23 protein-coding genes are annotated in these 23908 nt (G+C 62.7%); 12 read left to right on the forward strand and 11 right to left on the reverse strand.

What is annotated here, in order from left to right; translation table 11 throughout:
• Nucleotides 1-166: 166 nt before the first annotated feature.
• From CIW50_RS17955 to CIW50_RS17975, 4 genes are all read right to left on the reverse strand, one after another.
• Nucleotides 167-553 carry a RidA family protein gene (locus CIW50_RS17955; RefSeq protein ID WP_149532583.1) on the reverse strand — a complete coding sequence of 129 codons (387 nt, stop codon included), beginning with the start codon at nucleotides 551-553 and terminating at the stop codon, nucleotides 167-169.
• Nucleotides 554-607: 54 nt separating this feature from the next.
• Nucleotides 608-1204, reverse strand: a complete 597-nt coding sequence (locus CIW50_RS17960) for a GNAT family N-acetyltransferase (RefSeq protein WP_149532584.1) — start codon at nucleotides 1202-1204, stop codon at nucleotides 608-610.
• A gap of 148 nt (nucleotides 1205-1352) precedes the next feature.
• Nucleotides 1353-2495, reverse strand: a complete 1143-nt coding sequence (locus tag CIW50_RS17965) for a type III PLP-dependent enzyme (protein WP_149532585.1) — start codon at nucleotides 2493-2495, stop codon at nucleotides 1353-1355.
• Between the two features lie 893 nt (nucleotides 2496-3388).
• Nucleotides 3389-3640, reverse strand: a complete 252-nt coding sequence (locus tag CIW50_RS17975; protein WP_149532586.1) for a hypothetical protein — start codon at nucleotides 3638-3640, stop codon at nucleotides 3389-3391.
• A gap of 131 nt (nucleotides 3641-3771) precedes the next feature.
• Here CIW50_RS17975 and CIW50_RS17980 point away from each other — a divergent pair, with 131 nt between their 5' ends.
• From CIW50_RS17980 to CIW50_RS18005, 6 genes are all read left to right on the forward strand, one after another.
• Entirely contained in the window at nucleotides 3772-5880 is a 2109-nt protein-coding gene (locus CIW50_RS17980; RefSeq protein WP_149532587.1) for a M3 family metallopeptidase, read from the forward strand.
• Nucleotides 5881-5893: 13 nt separating this feature from the next.
• Complete coding sequence (locus CIW50_RS17985) at nucleotides 5894-6529, forward strand: DUF1007 family protein (protein WP_246664335.1); 636 nt, start codon at nucleotides 5894-5896, stop codon at nucleotides 6527-6529.
• Entirely contained in the window at nucleotides 6520-7686 is a 1167-nt protein-coding gene (locus CIW50_RS17990; RefSeq protein ID WP_502707499.1) for a nickel/cobalt transporter, read from the forward strand. The genes CIW50_RS17985 and CIW50_RS17990 overlap by 10 nt, the downstream gene beginning before the upstream one ends.
• A gap of 72 nt (nucleotides 7687-7758) precedes the next feature.
• Entirely contained in the window at nucleotides 7759-8796 is a 1038-nt protein-coding gene (gene hemH, locus CIW50_RS17995; RefSeq protein WP_149532590.1) for a ferrochelatase, read from the forward strand.
• A gap of 152 nt (nucleotides 8797-8948) precedes the next feature.
• Entirely contained in the window at nucleotides 8949-9944 is a 996-nt protein-coding gene (locus CIW50_RS18000) for an SPFH domain-containing protein (RefSeq protein WP_149532591.1), read from the forward strand.
• Nucleotides 9945-9955: 11 nt separating this feature from the next.
• A complete protein-coding gene (locus CIW50_RS18005) occupies nucleotides 9956-10399 on the forward strand; it encodes an NfeD family protein (RefSeq protein ID WP_149532592.1) in 444 nt (147 codons plus the stop codon).
• Here the strand turns inward: CIW50_RS18005 and CIW50_RS18010 are convergent, their stop codons facing one another.
• On the reverse strand, nucleotides 10400-10741 hold the full coding sequence (locus tag CIW50_RS18010) for a winged helix-turn-helix transcriptional regulator (RefSeq protein ID WP_149532593.1): 342 nt from the start codon (nucleotides 10739-10741) through the stop codon (nucleotides 10400-10402).
• A 72-nt stretch (nucleotides 10742-10813) separates the two neighbouring features.
• Between CIW50_RS18010 and CIW50_RS18015 the strand changes: the two genes are divergently transcribed.
• Nucleotides 10814-11362, forward strand: coding sequence for a carboxymuconolactone decarboxylase family protein (locus CIW50_RS18015; RefSeq protein ID WP_149532594.1), 549 nt, complete (start codon nucleotides 10814-10816; stop codon nucleotides 11360-11362).
• A gap of 6 nt (nucleotides 11363-11368) precedes the next feature.
• On the opposite strand, the gene CIW50_RS18020 is transcribed toward CIW50_RS18015, so the two are convergent.
• Nucleotides 11369-12346: a KpsF/GutQ family sugar-phosphate isomerase gene (locus CIW50_RS18020; RefSeq protein ID WP_502707506.1), complete on the reverse strand. Its 978-nt coding sequence runs from the start codon at nucleotides 12344-12346 to the stop codon at nucleotides 11369-11371.
• A 370-nt stretch (nucleotides 12347-12716) separates the two neighbouring features.
• Between CIW50_RS18020 and CIW50_RS18025 the strand changes: the two genes are divergently transcribed.
• Nucleotides 12717-14294, forward strand: coding sequence for an outer membrane beta-barrel protein (locus CIW50_RS18025; protein ID WP_246664336.1), 1578 nt, complete (start codon nucleotides 12717-12719; stop codon nucleotides 14292-14294).
• A gap of 34 nt (nucleotides 14295-14328) precedes the next feature.
• Here the strand turns inward: CIW50_RS18025 and CIW50_RS18030 are convergent, their stop codons facing one another.
• Nucleotides 14329-14601 carry a hypothetical protein gene (locus CIW50_RS18030; RefSeq protein ID WP_149532596.1) on the reverse strand — a complete coding sequence of 91 codons (273 nt, stop codon included), beginning with the start codon at nucleotides 14599-14601 and terminating at the stop codon, nucleotides 14329-14331.
• 202 nt (nucleotides 14602-14803) lie between these two features.
• On the opposite strand from CIW50_RS18030, the gene CIW50_RS18035 reads away from it, so the two are divergent.
• Nucleotides 14804-16297 (forward strand): sensor domain-containing diguanylate cyclase, encoded by a 1494-nt coding sequence (locus CIW50_RS18035; protein ID WP_149532597.1) that lies wholly within the window; start codon nucleotides 14804-14806, stop codon nucleotides 16295-16297.
• A gap of 3 nt (nucleotides 16298-16300) precedes the next feature.
• Here the strand turns inward: CIW50_RS18035 and CIW50_RS18040 are convergent, their stop codons facing one another.
• Nucleotides 16301-17185 carry a UTP--glucose-1-phosphate uridylyltransferase gene (locus CIW50_RS18040; RefSeq protein ID WP_149532598.1) on the reverse strand — a complete coding sequence of 295 codons (885 nt, stop codon included), beginning with the start codon at nucleotides 17183-17185 and terminating at the stop codon, nucleotides 16301-16303.
• Between the two features lie 259 nt (nucleotides 17186-17444).
• Here CIW50_RS18040 and CIW50_RS18045 point away from each other — a divergent pair, with 259 nt between their 5' ends.
• Nucleotides 17445-18845: a lytic murein transglycosylase gene (locus CIW50_RS18045; RefSeq protein WP_502707500.1), complete on the forward strand. Its 1401-nt coding sequence runs from the start codon at nucleotides 17445-17447 to the stop codon at nucleotides 18843-18845.
• A 115-nt stretch (nucleotides 18846-18960) separates the two neighbouring features.
• Here the strand turns inward: CIW50_RS18045 and CIW50_RS18050 are convergent, their stop codons facing one another.
• The gene (locus CIW50_RS18050) at nucleotides 18961-19848 is read right to left on the reverse strand and encodes a TauD/TfdA dioxygenase family protein (protein WP_149532600.1); all 888 of its coding nucleotides are present in this window, start codon (nucleotides 19846-19848) and stop codon (nucleotides 18961-18963) included.
• Nucleotides 19849-19977: 129 nt separating this feature from the next.
• Nucleotides 19978-20772 carry an SDR family NAD(P)-dependent oxidoreductase gene (locus CIW50_RS18055; RefSeq protein ID WP_246664337.1) on the reverse strand — a complete coding sequence of 265 codons (795 nt, stop codon included), beginning with the start codon at nucleotides 20770-20772 and terminating at the stop codon, nucleotides 19978-19980.
• 106 nt (nucleotides 20773-20878) lie between these two features.
• Here CIW50_RS18055 and CIW50_RS18060 point away from each other — a divergent pair, with 106 nt between their 5' ends.
• On the forward strand, nucleotides 20879-21613 hold the full coding sequence (locus CIW50_RS18060) for an SDR family NAD(P)-dependent oxidoreductase (protein ID WP_149532601.1): 735 nt from the start codon (nucleotides 20879-20881) through the stop codon (nucleotides 21611-21613).
• Nucleotides 21614-21695: 82 nt separating this feature from the next.
• A complete protein-coding gene (locus CIW50_RS18065; RefSeq protein WP_149532602.1) occupies nucleotides 21696-22058 on the forward strand; it encodes a CsbD family protein in 363 nt (120 codons plus the stop codon).
• A gap of 141 nt (nucleotides 22059-22199) precedes the next feature.
• Here the strand turns inward: CIW50_RS18065 and CIW50_RS18070 are convergent, their stop codons facing one another.
• Nucleotides 22200-23900 (reverse strand): SGNH/GDSL hydrolase family protein, encoded by a 1701-nt coding sequence (locus CIW50_RS18070; protein WP_149532603.1) that lies wholly within the window; start codon nucleotides 23898-23900, stop codon nucleotides 22200-22202.
• Nucleotides 23901-23908 lie beyond the last annotated feature (8 nt).

Genomic DNA, 23908 nt, shown 5'->3' on the forward strand with positions numbered 1-23908 from the left:
CGGGTCACATTCCTGCTTGAAGGTGACCGGCGCGGAGCAGTAAGCGGTTGCGGGGCAGGTTCGTCATGATGGCCGAAACCTATGTATCCTGCAGTGAAAGTCAACCGGCGATGGTGCCGTTGATAGCAGCGACGTCCAACGAGCTTATCTGATGCGCGGTTGACGATCAGCTGCGCCGCTTGGCGGTCACTTCGATTTCGACTTTCATCTCGGGCTTGTAGAGCCCGGAGACCACGAGAAGCGTGGCAGCGGGCCTGATCTCGCCGAGATGGGCGCCAGTCACCGCGAACACCTTGTCGGCGTCGCCGGCGTCCGTAATGTAGTAGATCGCGCGCACGATATCGGCCATGGCAAAGCCGGCCTCCTTCAGTGCGGCTTCAATGGTCTTGAAGCAGTTCTGTGTCTGTGCCGTGACATCGGCCGGCAAGATCATGGTGGTGTAATCGTAGCCGGTGGTGCCGGACACGAAGCAGAAATCGCCGTCGACCACTGCACGGCTGTAGCCAGCGGTCTTTTCGAATGGCGATCCGGTGGAAATCAGTTTGCGCGTCATTACGGGGCTCTCCTGCAGAGGCGAGCCCCGCAATGCCGTGTCTTGGTGGTCAAATCAAGCTGCGTGGGCCAGATCGGCAGGCTCAACAGCTTTGCGGACCCATTTACCGCTTCCGAAGATGATGCCGCGGGCGCCATCCAGCGCTCCGGGCTTCAGCTCGAGGCCGAGCAGGCGATCGCGCTCGAACGGCCCCGGCAGCGCCAGATCGGTCATTTTCCGGGGCATGAAGCCGAAGCGGGCGTAATAAGGCGCATCGCCGAGCAGCACGATGGCGCCATGGCCGCGCGCCGAGGCCTCGGCGATCGCGTGATTCATCAACGCGGCGCCAAGGCCAAGGTCGCGGGCACCCGGATCGACCGCCAGGGGGCCGAGCATCAGTGCAGCTCGGCCCCCGGCGTCGACATGCCAAAGCCTGATCGTGCCGACCAGCCTGCCTTGCACCACCGCCGAGAAGGCCAGGCCTTCGGCGGGCAGTCGTCCGTCACGCAGTCGCTGGCAGGTGCGGGCATGGCGCGAAGCGCCGAAGCACACATCCAGCAGAGATTCACGGGCGGCGACGTCGGAGCCACGTTCCGCACGGATCTCGTACGAAGGGGCTGCGATAGGCAGGGCAACAGTGTTGTTAGTGGCGGTCTCGTGCAGATTGGTCATGGCATGTCGGTCCCCACTCCGTTTTTCACACGGAGTGTTGTCATCCAGAATTGGAAGGTGACGGGATGAGAGCCGGCAGACCGGCTCTCCGATTAGTCATATCCGGGGTGGATGCCGGATATAGTGAGCGAAATCAGATATGCAACGCTCAGATATGGAAGGTGCGGAGCGGCGGGAAGCCGTTGAACGCCACTGCCGAGTAGGTCGACGTATAGGCACCGGTGCCTTCGATCAGCAGCTTGTCGCCGATCTCGAGAGTCACGGGCAGCGGATACGGCAGCTTCTCATACATCACATCGGCCGAATCGCAGGTCGGGCCGGCGAGCACGCAGGGCGTCATCTCGGCGCCGTCATGCGGCGTCTTGATGGCGTAGCGGATCGACTCGTCCATCGTCTCGGCGAGACCGCCGAACTTGCCGATGTCCAGGTACACCCAGCGCACTTCGTCCTCGTCGCTCTTCTTCGATATCAGCACGACTTCGGCTTCGATGATGCCGGCATTGCCGACCATGCCGCGACCCGGCTCGATGATGGTCTCCGGGATCGCGTTGCCGAAGTGCTTGCGCAGCGCACGGAAGATCGAACGGCCGTACTGCACGACCGCCGGGACCTCCTTGAGGTACTTGGTTGGGAAGCCGCCGCCCATGTTGACCATGGACAGGTTGATCCCGCGCTCGGCGCAGTCACGGAACACCGACGAGGCCATCGCCAGCGCACGGTCCCATGCCTTCACCTTGCGCTGCTGCGAGCCGACATGGAACGAAATGCCATAGGGCTCCAGGCCAAGACGCTTGGCGAGGTCGAGCACGTCGACAGCCATTTCCGGATCGCAGCCGAACTTGCGCGACAGCGGCCACTCGGCGCCGGCGCAATCGTAGAGGATGCGGCAGAACACGCGGGCGCCAGGAGCAGCGCGCGCGATCTTCTCGACCTCAGCGGCGCAGTCGACCGAGAACAGGCCGATGCCGAGCGCGTGGGCGCGCGCGATGTCGCGTTCCTTCTTGATGGTGTTGCCGAAGGAGATGCGGTCCGGCGTGGCGCCAGCAGCGAGCGCCATCTGGATTTCCTGCACCGACGCGCAGTCGAAGCACGAGCCCATCGAGGCCAGCAGCGACAGCACTTCCGGCGCCGGGTTTGCCTTCACCGCGTAGAACACGCGGCTGTCGGGCAAAGCCTTCGCAAAGCTCTGGAAGTTGTCGCGCACGACTTCGAGATCGACGACGAGGCACGGCTCGATGTCGCTGCCCTCGTTGCGGCGGGCGCGGAGGAATTCCTGAATACGTTCGGTCATAGCACTCTCCCAAACGGCCCGGCTGAGGGACACGTTCAAAAAATGATGACGGTTCAGCACTTCCGGACCCAGACACGCGATGGAGGCGTGACAAAGCCAAAAGTACAGACCGTAAGTGCTGCCGTGGATTGGTTGGGAGTGACCCTACCGCACACCTGGCAATGAAGGACAAGCCTCTTCGGTATTCGCGCTGGCTGTTGGAAAGCCAGCAGAGACCAAAAAAGCCCGCTCCGTCGTTGCTTTAAGTCGCGTCCCCCGTTGAGAACGAGGTGCGCCGGTTCGCCTCCGGCTGCCAGTCACGGTTGCAAAGAACAAAGTCACCTTCAACGGCATCTCTGGAGAGAGATGCTGGCCTTTCGCAATATCTCCTTGAACAAGAGATTGGCGAACGACCCTCGGCTTCTTCATCCCTTGGCGGCTGTCCGGCCTCTTGTCCGGATACCTACCGACTGACACACGACCACAGGCACGTGCGAAATTGGGCAAGACCGGAAATAGGTTCTTTGACCCTGGGGTGCAACAACTTTTTTGGACTGTGAGGTGATTAATTCAACACACGCCCGCAACGTTGCAAACGAGACGCACTCAGCGCGTTCAACATGAACGGATGTTAAGCTCGGTTAATGAATTGGAGTGGGTTGAGGCCGACTCCGAGCGCTGAACTACACCAGAGTCATGGTTCTGTAATCGTCCTCTCGTCCTGCTGTCATCTCACCCTCGTTGTCGTCCTTCGCGAAGGCGGAGAATCCAGTAGAGGCTGTAGCCAGCAACGAATCGCGAGCCGCGCCGGTAACTGGGGCGCCCAATCCAAGCACGCAATTGCGCGCCCGGCAGGCGATGACAGTTGAGGTGAGGAAGCCGGAGAGTGAAACAGCTGTGCGATCGCGCAGCGATCAGCCGCGGCGCGTGAACGGCTCGATCCGTGAGGCAGTGCGCAGGAAGGCCACCATGATGGCAACGCCGCACAGGAACAGGCAGACCTGCAGGATGTGCTCGCCGGTGGTGGAGAGGCCGAACAGGATCGACAGCGCCCAGCCGCCTGCGAAGGCAGCGCCGAACACTTCCGCGCCGATCAGGATCGCCGCCGAGATGACGGTGATGACGCTGGGCCAGTGGATGCGGCGAGGGGCGGTGGAGGTGGTCATAATCTCAAGGTCCTGTTTCGGGCCGCAATCTCTCCGAAAAAGCCTGCTGCGGCAAGCACTAAAGGGCCCAAAAAAGCCCCATCGCGTGGTATAGATCGGCGCATTCTATGGGCTTCAAAGCAGGATTTCTTATGTCAGAAACGTCGGTCTCGCCGGTTGCGTCGAAAGGTCTCGAAAATCCGCTTCTGAAGGCGAATCCTTTGTTGAAGGCATGGCAGACCCCGTTCGAGACCCCGCCATTCGACGAGATTAAGCCCGAGCACTTCATGCCGGCCTTCGAACAGGCATTTTTCGACCATTCGGCCGAGATCGCGGCAATCGTGAACGATCCGACCGTGCCCGACTTCGCCAACACGATCACGGCGCTGGAGCGCTCCGGCAAGCTGCTCTCGCGGGTCGCGTCGGTGTTCTACGATCTGGTGTCGGCGCATTCGAACCCGGCGATTCTCGAGATCGACAAGGACGTGTCGTCGCGGATGGCGCGGCACTGGAATCCGATCATGATGAATGCCGTGCTGTTCGGCCGCATCGTGGCGCTGCACGACAGGCGCGCCGAGCTTGGCCTTACCACAGAGCAGATGCGCCTGCTGGAGCGTACCTATACCCGCTTCCACCGCTCCGGCGCTGGCCTCGACGAGGCTGCCAAGGCGCGGATGGCCGAGATCAATGAGCGCCTGGCGCATCTCGGCACCAGCTTTAGTCATCATCTGCTCGGCGACGAGCAGGAGTGGTTCATGGAGTTGGGCGAGGGCGATCTGGACGGGCTTGCGGAGAGCTTCGTCGCTTCGGCCAAAGCCTCGGCCGATGAGCGCGGCTTGACCGGCAAGGCCATCATCACCACCTCGCGCTCCTCGATGGAGCCGTTCCTGAAGAGCTCGGCGCGGCGCGACCTGCGCGAGAAGGCCTACAAGGCCTTCATCCAGCGCGGCAACAACGGCAATGCCAATGACAACAACGAGACCATCGTCGAGATCCTGAGGCTGCGCGAGGAGACTGCGAAGATACTGGGTTTCCCGACCTTCGCGGCCTATCGCCTCGAAGATTCCATGGCGAAGACGCCGGAGGCGGTACGTGGGTTGCTGGAGCGGGTCTGGAAGCCGGCACGGGCTCGGGCGCTGGCCGATCGCGACGCATTGCAGGAGCTGATCGCGGAGGAGGGCGGCAACTTCAAGCTCGCCGCCTGGGATTGGCGCTATTACGCCGAAAAGCTGCGCCAGCGCCGCGCCAATTTCGACGACGCCGCGATCAAGCCGTATCTGACCCTCGATAACATGATTGCCGCGCAGTTCGACACCGCGACCCGGCTGTTCGGCATCACTTTCGCCGAACGCAAGGACGTCCCGGTCTGGCATCCGGATGTGCGCGTCTGGGAGGTCAAGGATGCCTCGGGCGCGCTCAAGGCCATCTTCTATGGTGATTACTTTGCCCGACCCTCGAAGCGCTCCGGCGCCTGGATGACCTCGCTGCGCGACCAGCAGAAACTTGACGGCGACGTGGCGCCGCTGGTGCTGAACATCTGTAACTTTGCCAAGGGCACCGACGGTCAGCCATCGCTGCTGTCGCCGGACGATGCGCGCACGCTGTTCCATGAATTCGGCCATGGCCTGCACGGCATGCTGTCCAACGTCACCTACCCCTCGCTGTCGGGCACGTCGGTATTCACCGACTTCGTCGAACTGCCGTCGCAGCTATACGAGCACTGGCAGGAACAGCCGCAGGTGCTGCAGACCTTTGCCAAGCATTACCAGACTGGTGAGCCGCTGCCGAACGATCTCCTCAAGCGCTTCATCGCCGCGCGCAAATTCAATCAGGGCTTTGCCACGGTGGAATTCGTCTCTTCGGCGCTGATCGATCTCGAATTCCACACCCAGCCGGCCTTGGCTTCGGCGGATGTCGCAGCCTTCGAGAAGAAGGAGCTGGAGAAGATCGGCATGCCCGAGGAAATCGCGTTGCGGCACCGGCCGACGCAGTTCGGACACATCTTCTCCGGCGATCACTATGCATCGGGCTATTACAGCTACATGTGGTCGGAAGTGATGGATGCCGACGCCTTCGGCGCCTTCGAGGAAGCCGGCAATATCTTCGATCCTGCGACGGCCAAGCGGCTGCATGACGACATCTATTCGTCGGGCGGTTCGGTCGATCCGGAAGCGGCCTATATCGCGTTCCGCGGCCGTGCCCCGGCGCCGGATGCGCTGTTGCGGCGGCGCGGGTTGCTGGAAGAGCCGGAAGCGGCGTGAGGTAATGCTTCTGATGAACCGCTTTTTCGGTCTGATCGCGATCGTTGTTGCGCTGGCTGGCAATGTGGGTGCCGCTTCCGCCCACCCGCATGTCTTCGTCACGGCGTCGAGCGAATTGATGTACGCGCCGGACGGCACCATCACCGGCGTGCGCCACGCCTGGGTGTTCGACGACATGTTCTCGACCTATGCGCTGCAGGGTATCGAGAGCAAGACGAAGGGCGTCTATACCCGTGAGGAACTGGCGCCGCTGGCCCAGACCAATGTGGAGTCGCTGAAGGAGTTTGCCTTCTTCACCTTCGCCAAGGTGGAGGGCAAGAAGCAGCGCTTCAACGATCCCGTCGACTACTATCTGGAGAAGCGCGACGCGGCTCTGGTGCTGCACTTCACGCTGCCGTTCAAGACGCCGTTCAAGGCCAGGAAGATGGAGCTCGAAATCTTCGATCCGAGCTTCTTCGTCGATTTCGGTCTGGAGAAGAAAGACCCGATCAAGCTGGCCGGCGCACCGGCCACTTGCACGATGGCGATCCAGCGTCCCTCGGACGGCGCCGCCAAGGCGCAGACCATGAATGAAGATACTTTCATGAATGGCGAGAACAGTAATTACGGCGCCATGTTCGCCAACAAGATCACGGTCGATTGCCCATGATGATCGAGAAGACGACGATGCGCCGCCTGCTGTGGGCCAGCGCCGCGCTGGTGGCGGTGTCGTTGATCGCGGATGGCGCGCTGCATGACACATTGGCGCAGAATCCGTTCGGGGCGCCGAAGGGCGTGCCGGACTCGCAGGTCGGCGGCATTATCGGCTGGCTGCTCACCAAACAGTCCGAATTCTACCGGGCGATGTCATCCACCATCCGCGCCGCAAAATCCGACGGCAGCGCCGTCTGGACGCTGCTGGCGATCTCATTTGCCTACGGCATTTTTCACGCCGCCGGACCGGGCCACGGCAAGGCGGTGATCTCGTCCTATCTGGTCGCCAATGAAGAGACCGCCAGGCGCGGCATCGCGCTGTCCTTTGTTTCGGCACTGATGCAGGCGCTGGTGGCGGTGCTGATCGTCGGCATCGGCGCATGGCTGCTGAATGTCACGGCCAAGACCATGTGCAGCACCGAACGCTGGGTAGAGATCGCCAGCTACGGCCTGATCGCGGCCTTCGGCGCACGGCTGGTCTGGAGCAAGGGGCGTGGCCTTGTCCGTGCCTTGCGGCCGGCTGTTCCTACTGCGGGGCCGCAGCTCGCGATGGCGCATGCCAGCGCGTCCGCACACGATCATGGCCATGACCACCATCACCATGACCACCATCATGGCCACGGACATGCTCATGCGCACGCCCATGCGGCTCACGCGGAGGCTTCAGCCTCGGCGCATGCGCATCACGATCACAGCCATCACGACCATGGCCACGTCCACGACGAGCATTGCGGCCATTCCCACGGCCCGACACCGGATCAGCTCGCGGGCCCCGGCGGCTGGGCGCGCGGATTGTCGGCGGTATTCACCGTGGGCATCCGCCCGTGTTCCGGCGCGATCCTGGTGCTGGTATTCGCGCTGGCGCAGGGCATGTTTTGGGCCGGCATTGCCGCCACCTTTGTGATGGGTCTCGGAACCGCAATTACGGTTGCGACCATCGCCGTCATCGCCGTTTCCGCCAAGGGCCTCGCCGGCCGTTTGGCCGGTGGCCGAGACGGCAGCGGTGCGCTGGTCATGCGCGGGATCGAATTCGGCGCGGCCGCGCTGGTGATGCTGTTCGGCGTCGGCCTGCTGCTGGGCTATGTCGCTGCCGAACGCGTCACCTGTTTCTGATCGCTGCCCGGCCCCTGATGGACGGTCCGTCGTCTTGACAAGGTCCAGACAAAGCGCGAAGCCACCGGCATCATGACAAATGTTGTTTCCTTCGAACAGCCACCGGCCTCCGTCGCAGAGACGCCGGAGCGCGTCGGTGTTCTGCTGGTCAATCTGGGAACACCCGACACCGCGGACACCCGCGGCGTGCGCGTCTATCTGCGCGAGTTCCTGTCCGATCCGCGCGTGATCGAGAACCAGGGCCTGCTGTGGAAGCTGATCCTCAACGGCATCATCCTGACTACGCGGCCACGCCGCAAGGCCAAGGACTATCTCAAGATCTGGAACACGGAGAAGAACGAGTCTCCGCTGAAGACGATCACTCGCGCGCAGTCCGACAAGCTGGCGGCGTCATTGGGCAGTCACACCCATCTCACTGTCGACTGGGCGATGCGCTACGGCAATCCATCGATCCGCTCCCGTATTGCTGACCTGACCGCAAAGGGCTGTGACCGGATTCTGGTCGTGCCGCTCTATCCGCAATATTCGGCGGCGACCTCTGCGACCGTCTGCGACGAAGTGTTCCGCGTGCTCGGCACGATGCGCGCACAGCCGACGCTGCGTGTTACGCCACCTTATTATGACGAGCCGGAATATATCAGCGCGCTGGCGATCTCGATCGAGAAGCACCTGGCGACGCTGTCATTCGTGCCGGAAATGATCGTGGCGTCGTTCCACGGCATGCCGCAGAAATACATCGATAAGGGCGACCCCTATCAGGCGCAATGCGTGGCCACGACCGAAGCGCTGCGCAAGCGGCTCGGGCCGGATGCGCCAAAACTGCTGCTGACCTTCCAGTCGCGTTTCGGCTTCGACGCCTGGCTGCAGCCCTACACGGACAAGACCATCGAGCAACTGGCCAAGGATGGCGTCCGGCGCATCGCCGTGGTGATGCCCGGCTTCTCGGCGGACTGCCTGGAGACGCTGGAAGAGATCGCGCAGGAGAATTGCGAGATCTTCATGCATAATGGCGGCGAGCAGTTCTCCGCGATCCCCTGCCTCAATGACAGCGACGAGGGCATGGATACGATCCGTCAGCTGGTGCTGCGTGAGCTGCAGGGCTGGATCTAGAAGACTGGATTTAACGGCCTGATTTAGAGAGCTTCCGGGCAGCGCTCCGGCGTGCTCTCGCTTTTCCCGGTTTCGAACCTTAAAATCCGCCACGCCGACAAAACAACGAGGCGCCATGTGTTGCGCGTCCATTTTGCCGCAGGGAGACTTTGATGTCCGGTTTCGACATTTTCGCCATTGCCGTTGTGCTGCTGATTATCTTCACCCTGTTTGCCGGCGTGAAGACCGTGCCGCAGGGCTATGACTGGACCATCGAGCGCTTCGGCAAGTTCACGCGTACGCTGTCGCCGGGCCTCAACCTCATCATCCCGTATTTCGACCGCGTCGGTCGCAAGATGAACATGATGGAACAGGTGATCAGCATTCCCGAGCAGGAAGTGATCACCAAGGACAACGCCACGGTGACGGTGGACGGCGTCGCGTTCTATCAGGTGTTCGATGCGGCCAAGGCGAGCTACGAGGTGTCGGATCTCAATCAGGCGATCATCGTGCTGACCATGACCAATATCCGTTCGGTGATGGGCTCGATGGATCTCGACCAGGTGCTGTCACATCGTGATGAGATCAATGAGCGTCTGCTGCGCGTCGTCGATGCCGCTGTCTCCCCATGGGGCCTCAAGGTTAACCGGATCGAGATCAAGGACATCGTGCCGCCGGCGGATCTGGTCGAGGCCATGGGCCGGCAGATGAAGGCCGAGCGCGTCAAGCGCGCAGATATTCTGCAGGCTGAAGGCCAGCGCCAGTCGGAAATTCTTCGTGCCGAAGGCGCCAAGCAGGGCCAGATCCTGCAGGCCGAAGGCCGCCGCGAGGCTGCGTTCCGTGACGCAGAAGCGCGCGAGCGCGCCGCAGAGGCCGAAGCCAACGCAACGCGGGTGGTATCGGAAGCGATTTCCAAGGGCGACGTTGCGGCGCTGAATTACTTTATTGCCGATAAATACATCAAGGCCTTCGGTCAGCTCGCGGAATCGCCGAACCAGAAGGTCATCATGCTGCCGGTGGAAGCGATGAGCATGCTTGGCTCGCTGGCGGGCATCGGCGAGATCGCCAAGGCGACCTTTGGCGAAAGCGCAGCGTCGGCGCAGGCTGCGGCTCGCCGCGGCGGCTCGGTGCCGCCGGCTGGTTCGACACCGCCGTCACCGCAACGCTGAGGGACGAACGAATGGCCGAGATGTTCGTCACTTTGGGCACCTGGAACTGGCTGATCTTCGGCGTGCTGCTGATGGCGCTGGAGCTGCTGGCGCCCGGCGTCTTCATGTTCTGGCTCGGGCTGTCAGCGTTTCTCGTCGGTGTGCTCTCGTTCATCGTCACGCCGTCCTGGCAGGTGCAGATCCTGCTGTTCGGATTGTTCGCGCTCGCTGCCGTCCCGCTGTGGCGGCGGATCGCGCGTCAGAAGCCCGGCGTCAACCCCAACCCGTTCCTCAACAAGCGCAGCGATGCGCTGGTCGGCCGCGTCTGCACGCTGGACCGGCCGATCATCGACGGCGAGGGTATCGTGCGGGTCGACGACACGGTCTGGCGCGTCAGCGGTCCGGACGCGCCGGCGGGAACCAAGGTGAAGATCGTCAAGGCGGATGGCGCAAGTCTGACGGTAGCGGTGGCCTGATCAATCAGCCGCGAGCGATTTGCTCCACCGCTCCGCGAAACGATGCAGCGGCAGGAACGTGTCCTTCAACTCCCGTCCTGTATCCGTTAGTCCGTAGCCGTCCGGCTGCAGCGCAATCAGACCCGCATCTCTGAGATCGCTCAGGCGGGCCTGCAGCACGGTCGGCGAGGCATCGTCACAGGCTTCGCGCAGCGCCCGCGAGGTCAGGGACCGCTCCCGCAACTCCCAGAGAATGCGCAATGTCCAGCGCCGGCCGAGCAGGTCGAGCAGCGCCATGATCGGTCGGCCGGATGTCGAGCCGCGCACGACGCGTTTGGGCGGCTTGGAAACCGACTTTGCCATCACATTCCCTCTTGCTGGTTGCTACATAATATGTAGCATGTCGCTACGATTATTGTAGCGCAGGAGTTGGCTATGTCACGTATCGCGCCGCTGCAGCCGCCTTATGATCCTGACATTCAGGCGCAATTCGATGCGATCATGCGCGGCGCGCCGCCGCTGACGTTGTTCCGCGTGATTGCAGGGCATCCGAGGGCATGGAGCAAGTTTCGTGCGGCGGGCCTGCTCGATCGCGGGCCGCTTTCGCTACGGGAGCGCGAGATCGTCATCGATAGAACCTGCGCACTGACCGGCTGCGAATACGAATGGGGCGTCCATGTTGCGGTTTTTGCAGACGCGGCGAAATTGACGGATGCAGAGGTGAGGGCGACCGTCGATGACAACGCACAAGGGGCCTGCTGGTCGGCAGCCGAACAGGCTCTGATCGCTGCAGTCGATGCGCTGCATCACCGCGCCACGCTGAGCGGTGAGGAATTCAAGGTGCTGGCCACTCACTACGATGACGCGAAGATCTTCGAGATCATCCTGCTTTGCGGGTTCTATCGCACGGTCTCATACATCGCGAACGGGTTAGCGTTGCCGCTCGAAGCGAATGCGGCAAGGTTCCCGCGGGTTGCGAGCTGACGTTGCTTAGGCCACGCCTGCCCGCAGCAGATCATGTAGATGCACGATGCCAACGGGCTTCCGCGCATCCGTCACCAGCAGCGCGGTGATCTTCGACGAGTTGAGGATTTCCAACGCCTCGCCAGCGAGCAGGTCGCGGCTGATGGTCTTGGGGTTTCTGGTCATGACGTCGTCCACCGACACGGTCATGAGATCGGCGCGCATGTGACGGCGGAGGTCGCCGTCGGTGACGATGCCGACCACATGGCCGTTGCCGTCGACGATGCCGACGCAGCCAAAGCCTTTCGACGACATTTCCACCAGCGCATCGGACATCTTGGTGCCGAGCGGCTTCAGTGGTACGGCGTCGCCTGAATGCATGAGGTCGCGGGTGTATTTGAGCATCGCGCCCAGCTTGCCGCCGGGATGCAGCACGCTGAAATCCACCGAGGTGAAGCCGCGGCCTTCCAGGAGGGCGATCGCCAGCGCGTCGCCCATCGCCAGCATCATCAGCGACGAGGTCGTGGGGGCGAGATTGTGTGGACAGGCCTCGCGCGCCTTCGGCAGCGTCAGCGCGACATCGGCGGCCTCGGCCAGTGTCGAGGTAGCTTCGGAGGTGATCGCGACCACGCCGATCTTGAACCGCTTGGCATAGGTGATGAGGTTCTTCATCTCCGGCTGCTCGCCGGACCACGACAGCGCCATGATGACGTCGTCGGGCGTGATCATGCCGAGATCGCCATGGCTGGCTTCAGCGGCGTGGACGAAGAAAGCCGGCGTGCCGGTTGAGGCGAAAGTCGCGGCGATCTTGCGGCCGATATGGCCGGATTTGCCCAGACCCGTGATGATCAGGCGGCCTTTGGCTTTGAGGATCAGGTCGGCGGCCGCAACGAAGGCCGGGCCAAGGTCCGACTGGAGTGCGGCGGCCAGCGCGGTAACGCCGCTGGCTTCAGCCTCCAGCGTACGGAGCGCCGAGGCAATCGCTTCAATGGCCTGATCGCTCATCGCTGCCGTCGTTTTCGTCGGAAGGCCGGGTGTCTTGGAGAGGGGCATCAATCGCATCCTGGGGCCGGAAATTGTCCGGCTGTGTTGCTCCCCTCTTAGCACGGCTGGGTCTGCCTGGCGAAACCCCGCCGACGCGATCTCAACGGGCCATTAACCATAAGTGTTTTAACTCCCTTAACCATGAGTTGTCGTGCGCGCCTCCAGCGTTGCTCTCGGTGTTCTTTGGTAAGATTTTGATAATGTTGGAGTTTTTCTGATCGTGAGGACAGGTCGAGTACGCGACCGCCGCAACCGCGCCTGGCCCAACGGCGTGGTTTCAGCATGTCTGTGCCTGAGCCTCCTCGCACCATCTCCGGCATTCTCGCAAGCATTGACATCAGACCTCCTGGCGCCGGTCCCGGGTGGTTTCGTCTCACCGCAAAATCTGCCGACGCGCCGGACGACGGATGCGCCGCTCCAGCCAACTGGAACGCTGCAGACCAGCCAGTTGTCGCCGGATCGCATTCCGCAATCGATCATCACGCCGCCGGTGCCCGCTGCATCGGGCGCCGCCGGCACTGGGTTCGATGCGCTCAACCGCAAGCGCAAGCAGATCAAATATTATCCGGGCGCGAAGAAGCCAAAGCCGCCGGTGGGGCCTGGCAGTCCGCCGCCGCCGCTGGTGCCCGAAACGCGGCCAGCGCCGCCATCGGCCAAGGCTGCCAAGCCTCCCGTCGCTCCATCGGTTGCCGGCACGGTGGTCGGTCAGCCGACGCGCCGGCGATTGCCGGTGGATCCGGATCCTTACGCGCCGACCGGCGTGCGCGTCGGCAGCTTCCTCGTGAAGTCGGCCGTGGAAATCTATGGCGGCTATGACAACAACCCGGCGCGCTTCGTGCAACCGAGGGGATCGGCGTTCTACAAGGTCGCGCCGGAATTGCTGGCCGCGACCGACTGGACGCGGCATTCGATCATCGTTGATCTGCGCGGCTCCTTCACCGGCTACGAGAAGGAGTTTCCGGCGGCACCATTCCAGATTTCACCGGCGCCCGAGAATGTCGACCGCACCGAGTTCAACGGCAAGATCTCCGGCCGCCTTGACGTCGCGCGCGATCTGCGCGTCAACAGCGAGGCGCGCATGCGCGTCGGTGCGGATAATCCAGGCAGTCCGAACATTCAGGCCGGATTGAAGGATTTCCCGCTGTTCACGACCACCGGCGGTTCGCTGGGAGTCGAGAAGGACTTCAATCGCCTTCAGATCAAGGTCGACGGCCTCGTCGATCGCACCGTCTATCAGGATTCCAAACTGACCGACGGCACCCAGACCAACAACAACGACCGTAATTTCAACCAGTATGGTGGCGTGGGCCGCGCCACCTATGAAGTGCTGCCGGGTCTGAAGCCCTTCGCCGAAGTCCAGGGCGATGTCCGCGTGCACGACGATCGGGCGGATCGCTTCGGCTATCTCCGCGACTCCAGTGGTGGCTATATCAAGGCCGGCACCACGTTCGAATTCACGCGGCTGCTGACGGGCGAAGCCTCGATCGGCTATGCGGCGCGCAGCTATACGGATACGCGGCTGGAGGTTCTCAAGGGTCTGCTGACGTCAGCGTCGCTGATCTGGTCGGTCTCGCCGCTGACAACGGCCAAGTTCGTTTCGACGACATCGATCGATGAGACCACCGTGCCCGGCGTTCCCGGTATTCTGACGCGCACTTACACCGTGGAAGCCAGCCACGATTTCCGGCGCTGGCTCACGGCCGTGGGCAAGTTCACTTATGTCACGCAGGATTATCAGGAGAACTTCCGCTTCGATAAGATCTACTCGCTGCAGGGTGATCTCGTTTACAAGCTGAACCGTGAGATCCAGCTCAAGGCGCAGGTGCGCCGGGATATCCTGAATTCGAATGTCATTGGCGCGAGCACTGCGTCGACGGTGGTGATGCTGGGCGTGAGACTGCAGCGATAGTGGTCAGAAATCGCTGGGAGCTACGCCGCTCGTTCTAATTCCACTTCCGCATGAACTTGGCCGTCTTCCGGCGAAATTTCACGCCGGAGCCATCCGGCAACCGCGTGGCGATGAAGCCGGCTGCGATACAGGCCTCGCGTTGCGGCATGTGCTCATCGGGCGCGCGTTCGGTTTCCCACCACGAGGCCCGGTGCGATGCGCGCGGCAGTGCATCGTCGATGATTTCCTCGATCGCATCCATAGTAAGTACGCATTCATCCTTGGTCTGGCTGGCCAGGTAGGCGCGGAGCAGGTCGTAGTCAGGCACGGAATTGTCCTCGGAATAATCTCGCAATCGTCTTACGCGCCCGCGCGATCCGGCGCTACAGCGCGGATTCGGTAAATAAGCACCGGGAGCGCCTCATCCGAGCATTTTCTGCAACCGTTCGTTAACGCCGTGTGGAACCCAAAGCCGGTATTTAAGCGCTCGGCAAGCATTCGCATGCGATCCGTGGGGCACGGAGCACGTGATGAAGTTGGGGAATACAGGCACGGGAATTCGACGCTGGCCGCTATCGGCCAAGCTGTTGATTCTGTCGTCGCTGGTCACGATCCTCGGTTTCTCTGCCGTTTGCGGCAGCGTGATGCTCGATATGCGCCGCGGCGAGGAAGCGCTGGCGCGGCAGACCGCGGAGAACCTCGCCACCTCCATCGATTCCGATATCGGCCGCACCATCGAACAATATGATCTTTCGCTTCGTGCCGTTGTCTCCGGCGTCAACACGCCCGAGATCGGACAGCTCAGCAAGAAAATGCGCCACTTGATCCTGTTCGACAACGCGGCGGCGTCGCGCCAGTTCGCCGCCATTCAAGTGTTCGATGCCTATGGCGATCTCACCATCGATGCGGCGTCGCTCGATCCGGTCAAGCAGAACAGCGCCGACGAAGAGTTCTTCCAGGTGCACAAGCTCGATGGCGAGCGCGGGCTGTATATCAGCAAACCGATGCTGCATCGGGGGGCCTATTCCGTCGTGCTCAGCCGCCGCATCACCGACAGTGACGGCAATTTTGCCGGCGTCGTCGTGGGCGCGATCCGGTTCGCCTATTTTCACGACTTGTTCAGCCGTCTCAGGCTGAACAAGGACGACAACATCACGGTGATCCGCCGCGACGGCGTCGTCATCATGCGCACGCCGTTCGATCTCGATGTGATCGGTAGGGATCTGAGCAAGACCGCGGGCGTGATGCGTGTGTTGACGCGCGCCAACGGGTCGTATTCAGGCGTCGGTGTCGTCGACAAGATCGAGCGTCTTTATGTCTGGCGCGACAGCGGTCGGCCGCTGCTCGTGATCGTCGGCCGGCCGTGGTCAGGCATCTACAGCCTCTGGTATCAGCAGGCGATCAAGATCGGCGGCATCATACTGGCGCTCATCGTCTTCATCATGGCAGTGACGCTGTTCCTGGCTCGCGAAATCGGTCGTCGCGCGCGGGCCGAGCACAAGCTTGAAGAACTGGCCACTACCGACGGTCTCACCGGATTGCGCAATCGCCGTAAGCTCGATACGGCAATGGAGTTGGAGTGGCGTCGTGCCATCAGGCATTCGCGCTCGATGGCGCTGCTGCTGATCGACGCCGACCATTTTAAGGTTTTCAACGACAGCTTCGGTCATCAATCCGGAGACACGGCCTTGATAGCGATCGCGAACTGCATCGCCGGAGCGGCGAAGCGTGCCGGCGATTGCGCTGCGCGCTATGGCGGCGAGGAGTTCGCCGTGCTGCTGCCCGGTGCAACGGCGCAAGATGCCTACAAGGTTGCCGAGGCCATTCGGCGTCGCGTCGAGCAGGTACCGGCCGATCCTGCGATGCTCACGGTTAGTATCGGCGTAGCCAGCGTGAAGCCGTTGGTGACGATGGAGTGGACGGAACTGGTAGAGGCCGCCGACAAGGCGCTCTATGCGGCGAAAGCCGCAGGTCGCAACCAGTGCGTCATCGCAGGCGATGCGCATCAGGCGATCGCGGCCTAGCGCTTATTCTCCGAGATAACGTAGCATTTCGGCGCGCAGGCCTTCGCGCAGGTCGGGACGCTGCAGGCCGAAGGCGATGTTGGCGCGCAGGAAGCCCGACTTCGAACCGCAGTCGTGCCGCTCGCCTTCGAATTCCACGCCGTAGAACGACTGGCTCCTGGCGAGGCCGATCATGGCATCGGTGAGCTGGATTTCGCCGCCGGCGCCGCGCTCCTGGGTCTCCAGGATCTTGAAGATTTCCGGCTGGAGAATGTAGCGGCCAGTGATCGACAGGTTGGACGGTGCCGTGCCCTTCGGCGGCTTCTCGACCATGCCGTCGATACTGAAGGCGGCCTTGTTGGTCGGGTGACGCTCGCCGACACCGCAGATACCGTATTGATGCGTCATGTCCATCGGGACTTCCTCGACAGCGACGAGGTTGGACTTGTCGCCGAGGCTATTGGCAATATCGACCATCTGCTTCAGGCAGCCCGGCGAATTCAGCACCAGCTCGTCCGGCAGCACCACGGCGAAGGGCTCATTGCCAACGATGTCGCGGGCACACCAGACAGCGTGGCCAAGGCCGAGCGGCGCCTGCTGGCGCGTGAAGCTCATGGCGCCGGCGGCTGGCTGGGACAGCGCCAGCTGTTCGATCTCGGCAGACTTGTTGCGGCTCTTCAGTGTCTCGTCGAGCTCGAACATACGGTCGAAGTGATCTTCGATGATGCCCTTGTTGCGGCCGGTGACGAAGATGAAGTGTTCGATGCCAGCCTCGCGGGCTTCGTCGACCACATACTGGATCAACGGCCGGTCGACGATGGTCAGCATTTCCTTCGGCATTGCCTTGGTGGCGGGAAGAACGCGGGTGCCAAGACCGGCGACCGGGAAGACGGCTTTGCGAATTTTCATCGGGGACTTTGCAATGACCTTGGAGGGGAGCGACGCAGGCAAGCAAACGAAGATTGCGCTTGCTGGTTCCGTTTGCAACCGGGAACAACGGCGGATGTGTGGTGCCGGGCTACATGGCAGCAATTATCCGGTCCGGCGGCGATGCCGCATTCGCCGGGATGGCTGAAATTGGGTAGTGTTAAGTGGATGGAAACCCCGACCGGGCCTCCTGTCATCGCACAGTCATGGCTGGGTTCCGGCCGGCTTCTTGAGATGGATAATGATGAAATCTGCGACGAAGATGGCGCGTAGCCTGACATGCGGTGTAGCTGCGTTCGGCGTGGTTTTGCTCGTCGGTGGGTGGCCCGATGCGGCGCAGGCGCAGGGCAAGAGCGGCCCTTTCAGCCTGTTCGACAACATCTTCACGGGATCGTCCCAGACCCAGGATCCGCCGCCGCAGGCGGCCGTGCCCGGCGCGCAGGGTGCGCAACCGTGGAGCGGCGAGGACGGCGCATCCGGCCATCCGCTGATGACTGCACAGGCGATCCGCGAAGCTGCCAATAATTTCGACAACTGCATTGCCGGGCTGTGGCCTGATGCCGCACGCCGCGGCATCTCGCAGGACAGCTACCAGCGCTTCACGGCCGGGCTGACGCCGGATCTCCGAATCATGGACCTGATGGATTCGCAGCCGGAATTCACCAAGGCGATCTGGGAATATCTCGACATTCTGGTGAACGACAACCGCATGGCCAAGGGTCGTGAGGTGCTGGCGAAATACAAGACGATCTTCGATGCGGCCGAGAAGGCTTATGGCGTCGATCGCTACATCGTCGCGTCGATCTGGGGCATCGAGTCGAACTACTCGACGATGATCGGCGATCGCAGCGTTCTGCGCTCGACGGCGACGCTGGCCTGCGTTGGCCGCCGCCAGGCCTATTTCAAGGATGAGTTTCTGGTTGCTCTGGAAATCCTGCATCGCGGCGACCTGCGGGTCGAACAGATGCGCGGCTCTTGGGCTGGCGCATTCGGTCCGACCCAGTTCATGCCGACCGCTTTCAAGCGCTTCGCGGTGGACGGCGATGGCGATGGCCGCCGCGACGTGGTCGACAACCCGACCGATCTGATTTTCTCGACCGCCAACAATCTCAAGAAGGACGGCTGGCAGAGTGGTCAGACCTGGGGCTACGAGGTCGTGGTGCCACAGGGCTTCAACTACATGCTGGCCGACAAGGCAAAGGCAATGACGCTGCCGCAATGGGAGCAACTCGGCCTCAAGCGCGCCAACAACCAGCCGTTTCCGCGCATGACGGAGAAGGCCTATCTGCTCGCACCCGCCGGCGCCCAGGGGCCGGGCTTCCTGATGCTGACGAATTTTCGCGTCATCATGAAATACAATCCCGCCGAGGCCTATGCGATGGCCATCGGCCATTTCGCCGATCGGCTGCGCGGCGGTTCGCCTTTCGTGCAGCCATGGCCGCGTCAGGAGCGCGTGCTGTCTCGCGCCGAGCGGCTGGAGCTGCAGCAGATGCTGGCGCAGCGCGGCCTCTATAAGGGCACGCCGGACGGCCAGTTCGGCGGCCAGACCCGTGAAGCCTTGCGCAACTTCCAGGCCTCCGTCGGCGCGCCGGCCGACGGCTTCGCGTCGTCGGAGATGCTGGATCGTCTCAGGGCGAGATAAGCGCCCTGAGCTGAGGTTTACGGCGCGTAATATTATACCGTAGCGCTGGAGCGAGTGCTGGGAAACACAAACGGGCGCGCTGCATCGCGCAGCGCACCCGTTCCTGAATCCAGGGCTATTCCGCGGCCTGCTGCGCCACGGTCGGCGCATTGCCTGCGACTGTGGCCCGTCGCATGTCGCGCGGCTGCGACTGGTCGTAGCGGCGGACGCGATGCATGGTCTGGCGATTGTCCCATATCACGAGGTCATGCAGCGTCCATTTGTGGACATAAACGAATTGCGGCTGCGTCGCGTGCTCGTTGAGATCGCGCAATAGTACGCGGGCTTCCGGCACCGACATGCCATGGATCGCGCCGGCGTGGGATGAAAGATATAGCGACTTGCGGCCATGCACCGGATGCGTGCGCACCAGCCGTTGCAGCACCGGTTTGAACATCTCCTTCTCTTCGTCGGTGTAGTCGAGAAAGCCGAGCGCGCCGCGCGAGGTCATCAGCGAATGCTCGCAGATCATGTCCTCGATCTCGGCCTTGGTATCGCTGTCGAGGGCATCATAGGCGGCGCGCATGTCGGCGAATTCGGTATTGCCGCCTTTCGGATTGACGACGCGCGCCGACAGCAGCGAGAATTTTGCCGGGATCGGCCGGAAGGAACTGTCGGAATGCCACAGGCAGTTGCCGAGATTGAACAGGTGTGTCCGGCTGTCTTTCGGCAGCGGTTTGCCGTCCTTGCCGAGATTGGATACGTCGGCGAGCCCCGATGTCAGCCGGTAGTCTTCCTTCTTGGTGACGGAGCCGCCTTTTCGATTTTCGCGCTCGCCGAAATTCTGCGCGAAAGCGAGTTGCTGCTCGTCGGTGATATCCTGCTTCGGGAATATCAGGACGGCATAGTCATCCATACCGCGCTCGATGGCTTCGGCGTCGTCGGGGCTGATTGGTCTGGTCAGATCGATGCCGGTCACTTCGCCGACGAACAGGGGATGCAGTTTGCGGATCGTCACGGGCATTGCAAATTTCCTCCGTGTGGAATGGTTGACCCATTCGATTGCGGCTTCCGGTCATCAATTCCAGTGACTTCGGCCGCTTGAGAAAAATGCTACGCCCGCAAAGTGTGAAGTCAACCGGCGCAAACGCCGTCATGCATTGCGGGCCATCAGGCCTCCGTCGACGGGAATGATTGCGCCGGTGATGTAGGACGCCGCCGGCAAGCAAAGGCTCAGCGTCATGTGTGCGACCTCTTCCGGATCTCCGTAGCGGCGCAGCACGGTGCGGCGTTTGGCGAAGATCACCTTGTGCTCGTCGCTGATACGCTCGGTGATTCCCGTCGTGATCGGGCCGGGACAGATGCAGTTGACTGTAATGCCATCGCGGCCGAGTTCCACTGCGAGCGAACGCGTGAGGCCGGTGACGCCGGCTTTCGCTGCGGAATAGGGACTGTGCAGTGCAGTGGCGCCAAGCGCTTCGGTGGAGGCGATATTCACGATCCGCGGCGAGGGCGATTTGCGCAAGTGCGGCAGCGCCGCGCGGATGATGCGCTGGTGCGAGGTCAGCATCACGGCGATGGCACGATCCCATGCGGCGTCATAACCATCCTGGTCGATCGCGGTGCTCACCGAGATGCCGGCATTGTTGACGATGATATCGAGGCCGCCGAAATGCGCGGCGACGTCGCTGACCACTGTGCGGATGCGATCGGGATCGGCAACGTCGAGCGTCCATGCATGCGCACTGCCGCCGCCCGATGTGATCGCATCCGACACTGCGGCAATCCCGTCCGCCGAAATATCCGTGACGGCAACATTAGCGCCTTCGTCGCCGAATACGCGTGCCGTCGCGCGGCCCATGCCGCTTGCAGCGCCGGTGACGAGGACTGTAAGGCCGCGCACCGAGCGGCTGAGTTGTTTGAAATCCGGCTGTTTGAAATCCGACAAGGCATCCTCCGAATGTGCGCCTTCATGATGAGGCTTGATTGAAGGCTTGCACCGATCGACGGCGCGGTCAAACATGCGCTGATAAAATCAAGAAGGACAATCAGGGATGAACGAACTCGATTTCAGCGGCCAGCAGGTGCTCATCGTCGGCGGATCCAGCGGCATCGGCAACGGCATGGCGCAGGCGTTTCGTGCGCGCGGCGCAAGCGTGCATGTGTGCGGTACGCGCGCGAAGGCCAGCGACTACACGGTCGATGAGGGTTCCGATCTCGACGGGCTCGGCTACAGCCAGCTCGATGTGAGCAGTGCAGCGGCCATCGAGGTATTCGATCCGAAGCTCGCGCGGGTCGATGTGCTGATCCTCGCGCAGGGTGCGGTGATCTATCGTCGCGGCGAGTTCGAGATGGATGGCTTTCGCAAGGTGATGGAAGTCAACCTGATGAGCCTGATGGGCTGCGCGACGAAGTTTCATGCACAGTTGAAGGCGAGCAAGGGGCGATTGATCATCGTCAGCTCGACCGCGGCCTATCACGCCACCAAGGGCAATCCCTCCTACAACGCATCGAAGACCGGCGCGGTTGGTCTCACGCGCACATTGGCGCAGGCGTGGTCGGAAGACGGCATTCGCGTCAACGGCATCGCGCCGGGGCTCGTTGACACCAAGATGACAAAGGTCACGACAGCGAATCCGAAGCGGTTGGAAGGTGCGATTGCCAGGATCCCGCTGCAGCGTCTTGGCACGCCTGCCGATATGGCCGGCGCCGCATTGTTCCTGGCGTCGCCGTTGTCATCCTATGTTTGCGGTCACACGCTCGTCGTCGATGGCGGTTTGATCCTTTAAATTCGCGGCGCCTACATCGCGACGGAACCAGTACTGGCTTCAGGCATTACACCGGCGAGAATTTCCTCACGGAGTAATGGACATGGACAAGGACCGTATTGCGGGCGCAGCCAAGGATGCCGCCGGCAAGATCGAAGGCGTCATCGGCAGTGCGACGGGCGATGCGAGGACCGAAGCATCGGGCCGCGCGCGCGAAGCCTCCGGCACCGTGCAGAACCTGTACGGTCAGGCCAAGGACGCCGTGCGCGACGCATCGGACGCGGCCACCAGCTATGCCAAGGATGCGCTCGACAGCGACGTCTATCGCGACGGGACGCAGGCGATCACCGACAAGGTCCGCGACAATCCGCTGGGCTCGCTGCTGATCGCAGGCGGTATCGGTTTTGCGCTGGCGATGCTGATGACGCGTCCGCCGCGCCGTCGTCCGAACCGTTTCGGCTACTGATCGCGCATCGCGGCTGACACAACGAACGCCGCAGAAGCGTCAGCAGTCGCAACCGAGAAAGCGTCCAACTACGATCCAAAAGCAAAATCCCTCATCCTGAAAAGGCTGAGGGATTTTTTTTGTTGTCGAATTTTCGCGCGGTCAGCGCGTGAAGAAACCGGAGGGGGCGGAGGCGGCGGGGCCGACATTGGCCGGTGGGCGCGGGCCGGGTGGCTGGGCCGGGCGGGGGCGCTGGGGCGCCTGCTGGACGGGCGCGCGCCGCGGCTCGTCGAACCCGAAGAAGCTACCGAAGGATGACGGCGTTTCGGTGGCGATGACGGGCTTCGGCTTTTTCTTCGGCGCGGCGGGTGGTGTCATCACGGGGACGATTCCATCCGGCCCTGTGGCCGCAGCAGTGCCTGAAGTGCCCGAGGTCGCTGGTGTGACGGCAGCGACAGGAACGTCGCCCTTGGCCTGTTCGCGGCCGATCTCGCGGCGCGGCCAGGCAAAATCATCGGCGCGGCCGGCGGGCGCTGAGAGCGGCTCGCCTTTCACCAGCACCCGCGCCACCAGCGCATCGACATTCACCGGCTTCACGCCGGGGCCGCCGAGCAGTTGATCGGTGCCGACCGAGGAGGCGACCAATGGTACGATGGGTCCAGCCAGCGGACGCGGCGGCGGCGCGCCGGGCACGGCATTGAGGTCGGGCGTCGCTGGCTCGCTCGGCAGCGCGATCGGTGCGGAGCGGCCGGACAGCAGGCGGGTGATCTCGCGCTCGACGTAATGCGCCATCTTGCGGGCGCCGGCCTTGGTGAAATAGACGCCGTCGGCGGAGCGCAGCCGGCGGATCTGGCCTTCGAAATCCGGGCCTTGCTGCAGGAAGCGGCCGGCTTCGTCGACGAAGCCGTCCCAGATATCGACATAGGTGATGCCGGCCTTGGTCGCGGCGTCGCGATAGAGATTGTCGAGATAGAGCATGTCGGCGGTCGCCTTGGTGCCGCGCACTGCCGGCAGGCCGACCCACAGCACGGGCACGCCCTTCGCCTTCACGACGTTGATCATCTCCTCGATCTTCTTCGAGTACAGTTCGCCCCAGCGCTCGTCGCGGAAATCGACCATGCCGCCGGTGCGCGCGCCGCGCTCGACGACGATCGAGCCGGGATCGGGAATGTCTGCATCGTCCGCCTCGGGCTCCGCCGGCTTGTCACCGGGCTTCACCTCGGCCGCGCTGTCCTTCTTCTCGTCCTTTTTGGCGCCCTTCTTTTCGGCCGCCTTGTCGGGTTCGCGGATCGCGACACGGTCATTGAGGCCGAGCATGACGACGATCGCATCGGGCTTCTCGGTGGCGAGAATGCCCTTGGCCGCTGCCGCCCAGTCCGCGGGATCGCCCTTCGGTTGATAGCGCAGCAGGCCGGAGACGGTCTTGTGTTTGCGGATCACGCCCATGTCGGGCTGTTCGGAATAGGCGTCCTCAAGGCCGTAAGCGAGCCAGTCGGCCATGCTGTCGCCGAGCACCAGCACATTGCGCTCGGCCGCGGCATCGCGTTTTTCCGGCGAGGGCGCGCGCGAATAGTCCTCACGCGGCGCGGCCCGCTTCGGCGCCTGCTGCTGCTGGAACGGCGCAAAAAACGGGGTGTCATTGCCGCCGCCGAACCAGCCGAAGCCGCCACCGCCGCCTTGCGGCACATTGCGTTGCGGACGCGGCGGAGGTTGCTGCGGACCGCCGAAACCAAAAAATTGCGCGGAGGCGGGAGCCACGATGCCGATCAGCAGGCCCAATGCCACGGCGAGCACCATCAGCGTGCCCTTTTCGGCACGCCAGTGGTCGATCCGCCATCTCGGCAAGTTGGGCTTCTGTGACATGCGCCTCG

This window comes from Tardiphaga sp. P9-11 (genome assembly GCF_008329525.1).
Lineage (GTDB): Bacteria > Pseudomonadota > Alphaproteobacteria > Rhizobiales > Xanthobacteraceae > Tardiphaga.

What these genes read in the sequence shown, in the direction of transcription:
- CIW50_RS17955 (WP_149532583.1), bottom strand. Translation starts at nt 553, where the DNA reads ATGACGCGCAAACTGATTTCCACCGGATCGCCATTCGAAAAGACCGCT.
- CIW50_RS17960 (WP_149532584.1), bottom strand. Translation starts at nt 1,204, where the DNA reads ATGACCAATCTGCACGAGACCGCCACTAACAACACTGTTGCCCTGCCT.
- CIW50_RS17965 (WP_149532585.1), bottom strand. Translation starts at nt 2,495, where the DNA reads ATGACCGAACGTATTCAGGAATTCCTCCGCGCCCGCCGCAACGAGGGC.
- CIW50_RS17975 (WP_149532586.1), bottom strand. Translation starts at nt 3,640, where the DNA reads ATGACCACCTCCACCGCCCCTCGCCGCATCCACTGGCCCAGCGTCATC.
- CIW50_RS17980 (WP_149532587.1), top strand. Translation starts at nt 3,772, where the DNA reads ATGTCAGAAACGTCGGTCTCGCCGGTTGCGTCGAAAGGTCTCGAAAAT.
- CIW50_RS17985 (WP_246664335.1), top strand. Translation starts at nt 5,894, where the DNA reads ATGAACCGCTTTTTCGGTCTGATCGCGATCGTTGTTGCGCTGGCTGGC.
- hemH (WP_149532590.1), top strand. Translation starts at nt 7,759, where the DNA reads ATGACAAATGTTGTTTCCTTCGAACAGCCACCGGCCTCCGTCGCAGAG.
- CIW50_RS18000 (WP_149532591.1), top strand. Translation starts at nt 8,949, where the DNA reads ATGTCCGGTTTCGACATTTTCGCCATTGCCGTTGTGCTGCTGATTATC.
- CIW50_RS18005 (WP_149532592.1), top strand. Translation starts at nt 9,956, where the DNA reads ATGGCCGAGATGTTCGTCACTTTGGGCACCTGGAACTGGCTGATCTTC.
- CIW50_RS18010 (WP_149532593.1), bottom strand. Translation starts at nt 10,741, where the DNA reads ATGGCAAAGTCGGTTTCCAAGCCGCCCAAACGCGTCGTGCGCGGCTCG.
- CIW50_RS18015 (WP_149532594.1), top strand. Translation starts at nt 10,814, where the DNA reads ATGTCACGTATCGCGCCGCTGCAGCCGCCTTATGATCCTGACATTCAG.
- CIW50_RS18020 (WP_502707506.1), bottom strand. Translation starts at nt 12,346, where the DNA reads ATGAGCGATCAGGCCATTGAAGCGATTGCCTCGGCGCTCCGTACGCTG.
- CIW50_RS18035 (WP_149532597.1), top strand. Translation starts at nt 14,804, where the DNA reads ATGAAGTTGGGGAATACAGGCACGGGAATTCGACGCTGGCCGCTATCG.
- CIW50_RS18040 (WP_149532598.1), bottom strand. Translation starts at nt 17,185, where the DNA reads ATGAAAATTCGCAAAGCCGTCTTCCCGGTCGCCGGTCTTGGCACCCGC.
- CIW50_RS18045 (WP_502707500.1), top strand. Translation starts at nt 17,445, where the DNA reads ATGATGAAATCTGCGACGAAGATGGCGCGTAGCCTGACATGCGGTGTA.
- CIW50_RS18050 (WP_149532600.1), bottom strand. Translation starts at nt 19,848, where the DNA reads ATGCCCGTGACGATCCGCAAACTGCATCCCCTGTTCGTCGGCGAAGTG.
- CIW50_RS18060 (WP_149532601.1), top strand. Translation starts at nt 20,879, where the DNA reads ATGAACGAACTCGATTTCAGCGGCCAGCAGGTGCTCATCGTCGGCGGA.
- CIW50_RS18065 (WP_149532602.1), top strand. Translation starts at nt 21,696, where the DNA reads ATGGACAAGGACCGTATTGCGGGCGCAGCCAAGGATGCCGCCGGCAAG.
- CIW50_RS18070 (WP_149532603.1), bottom strand. Translation starts at nt 23,900, where the DNA reads ATGTCACAGAAGCCCAACTTGCCGAGATGGCGGATCGACCACTGGCGT.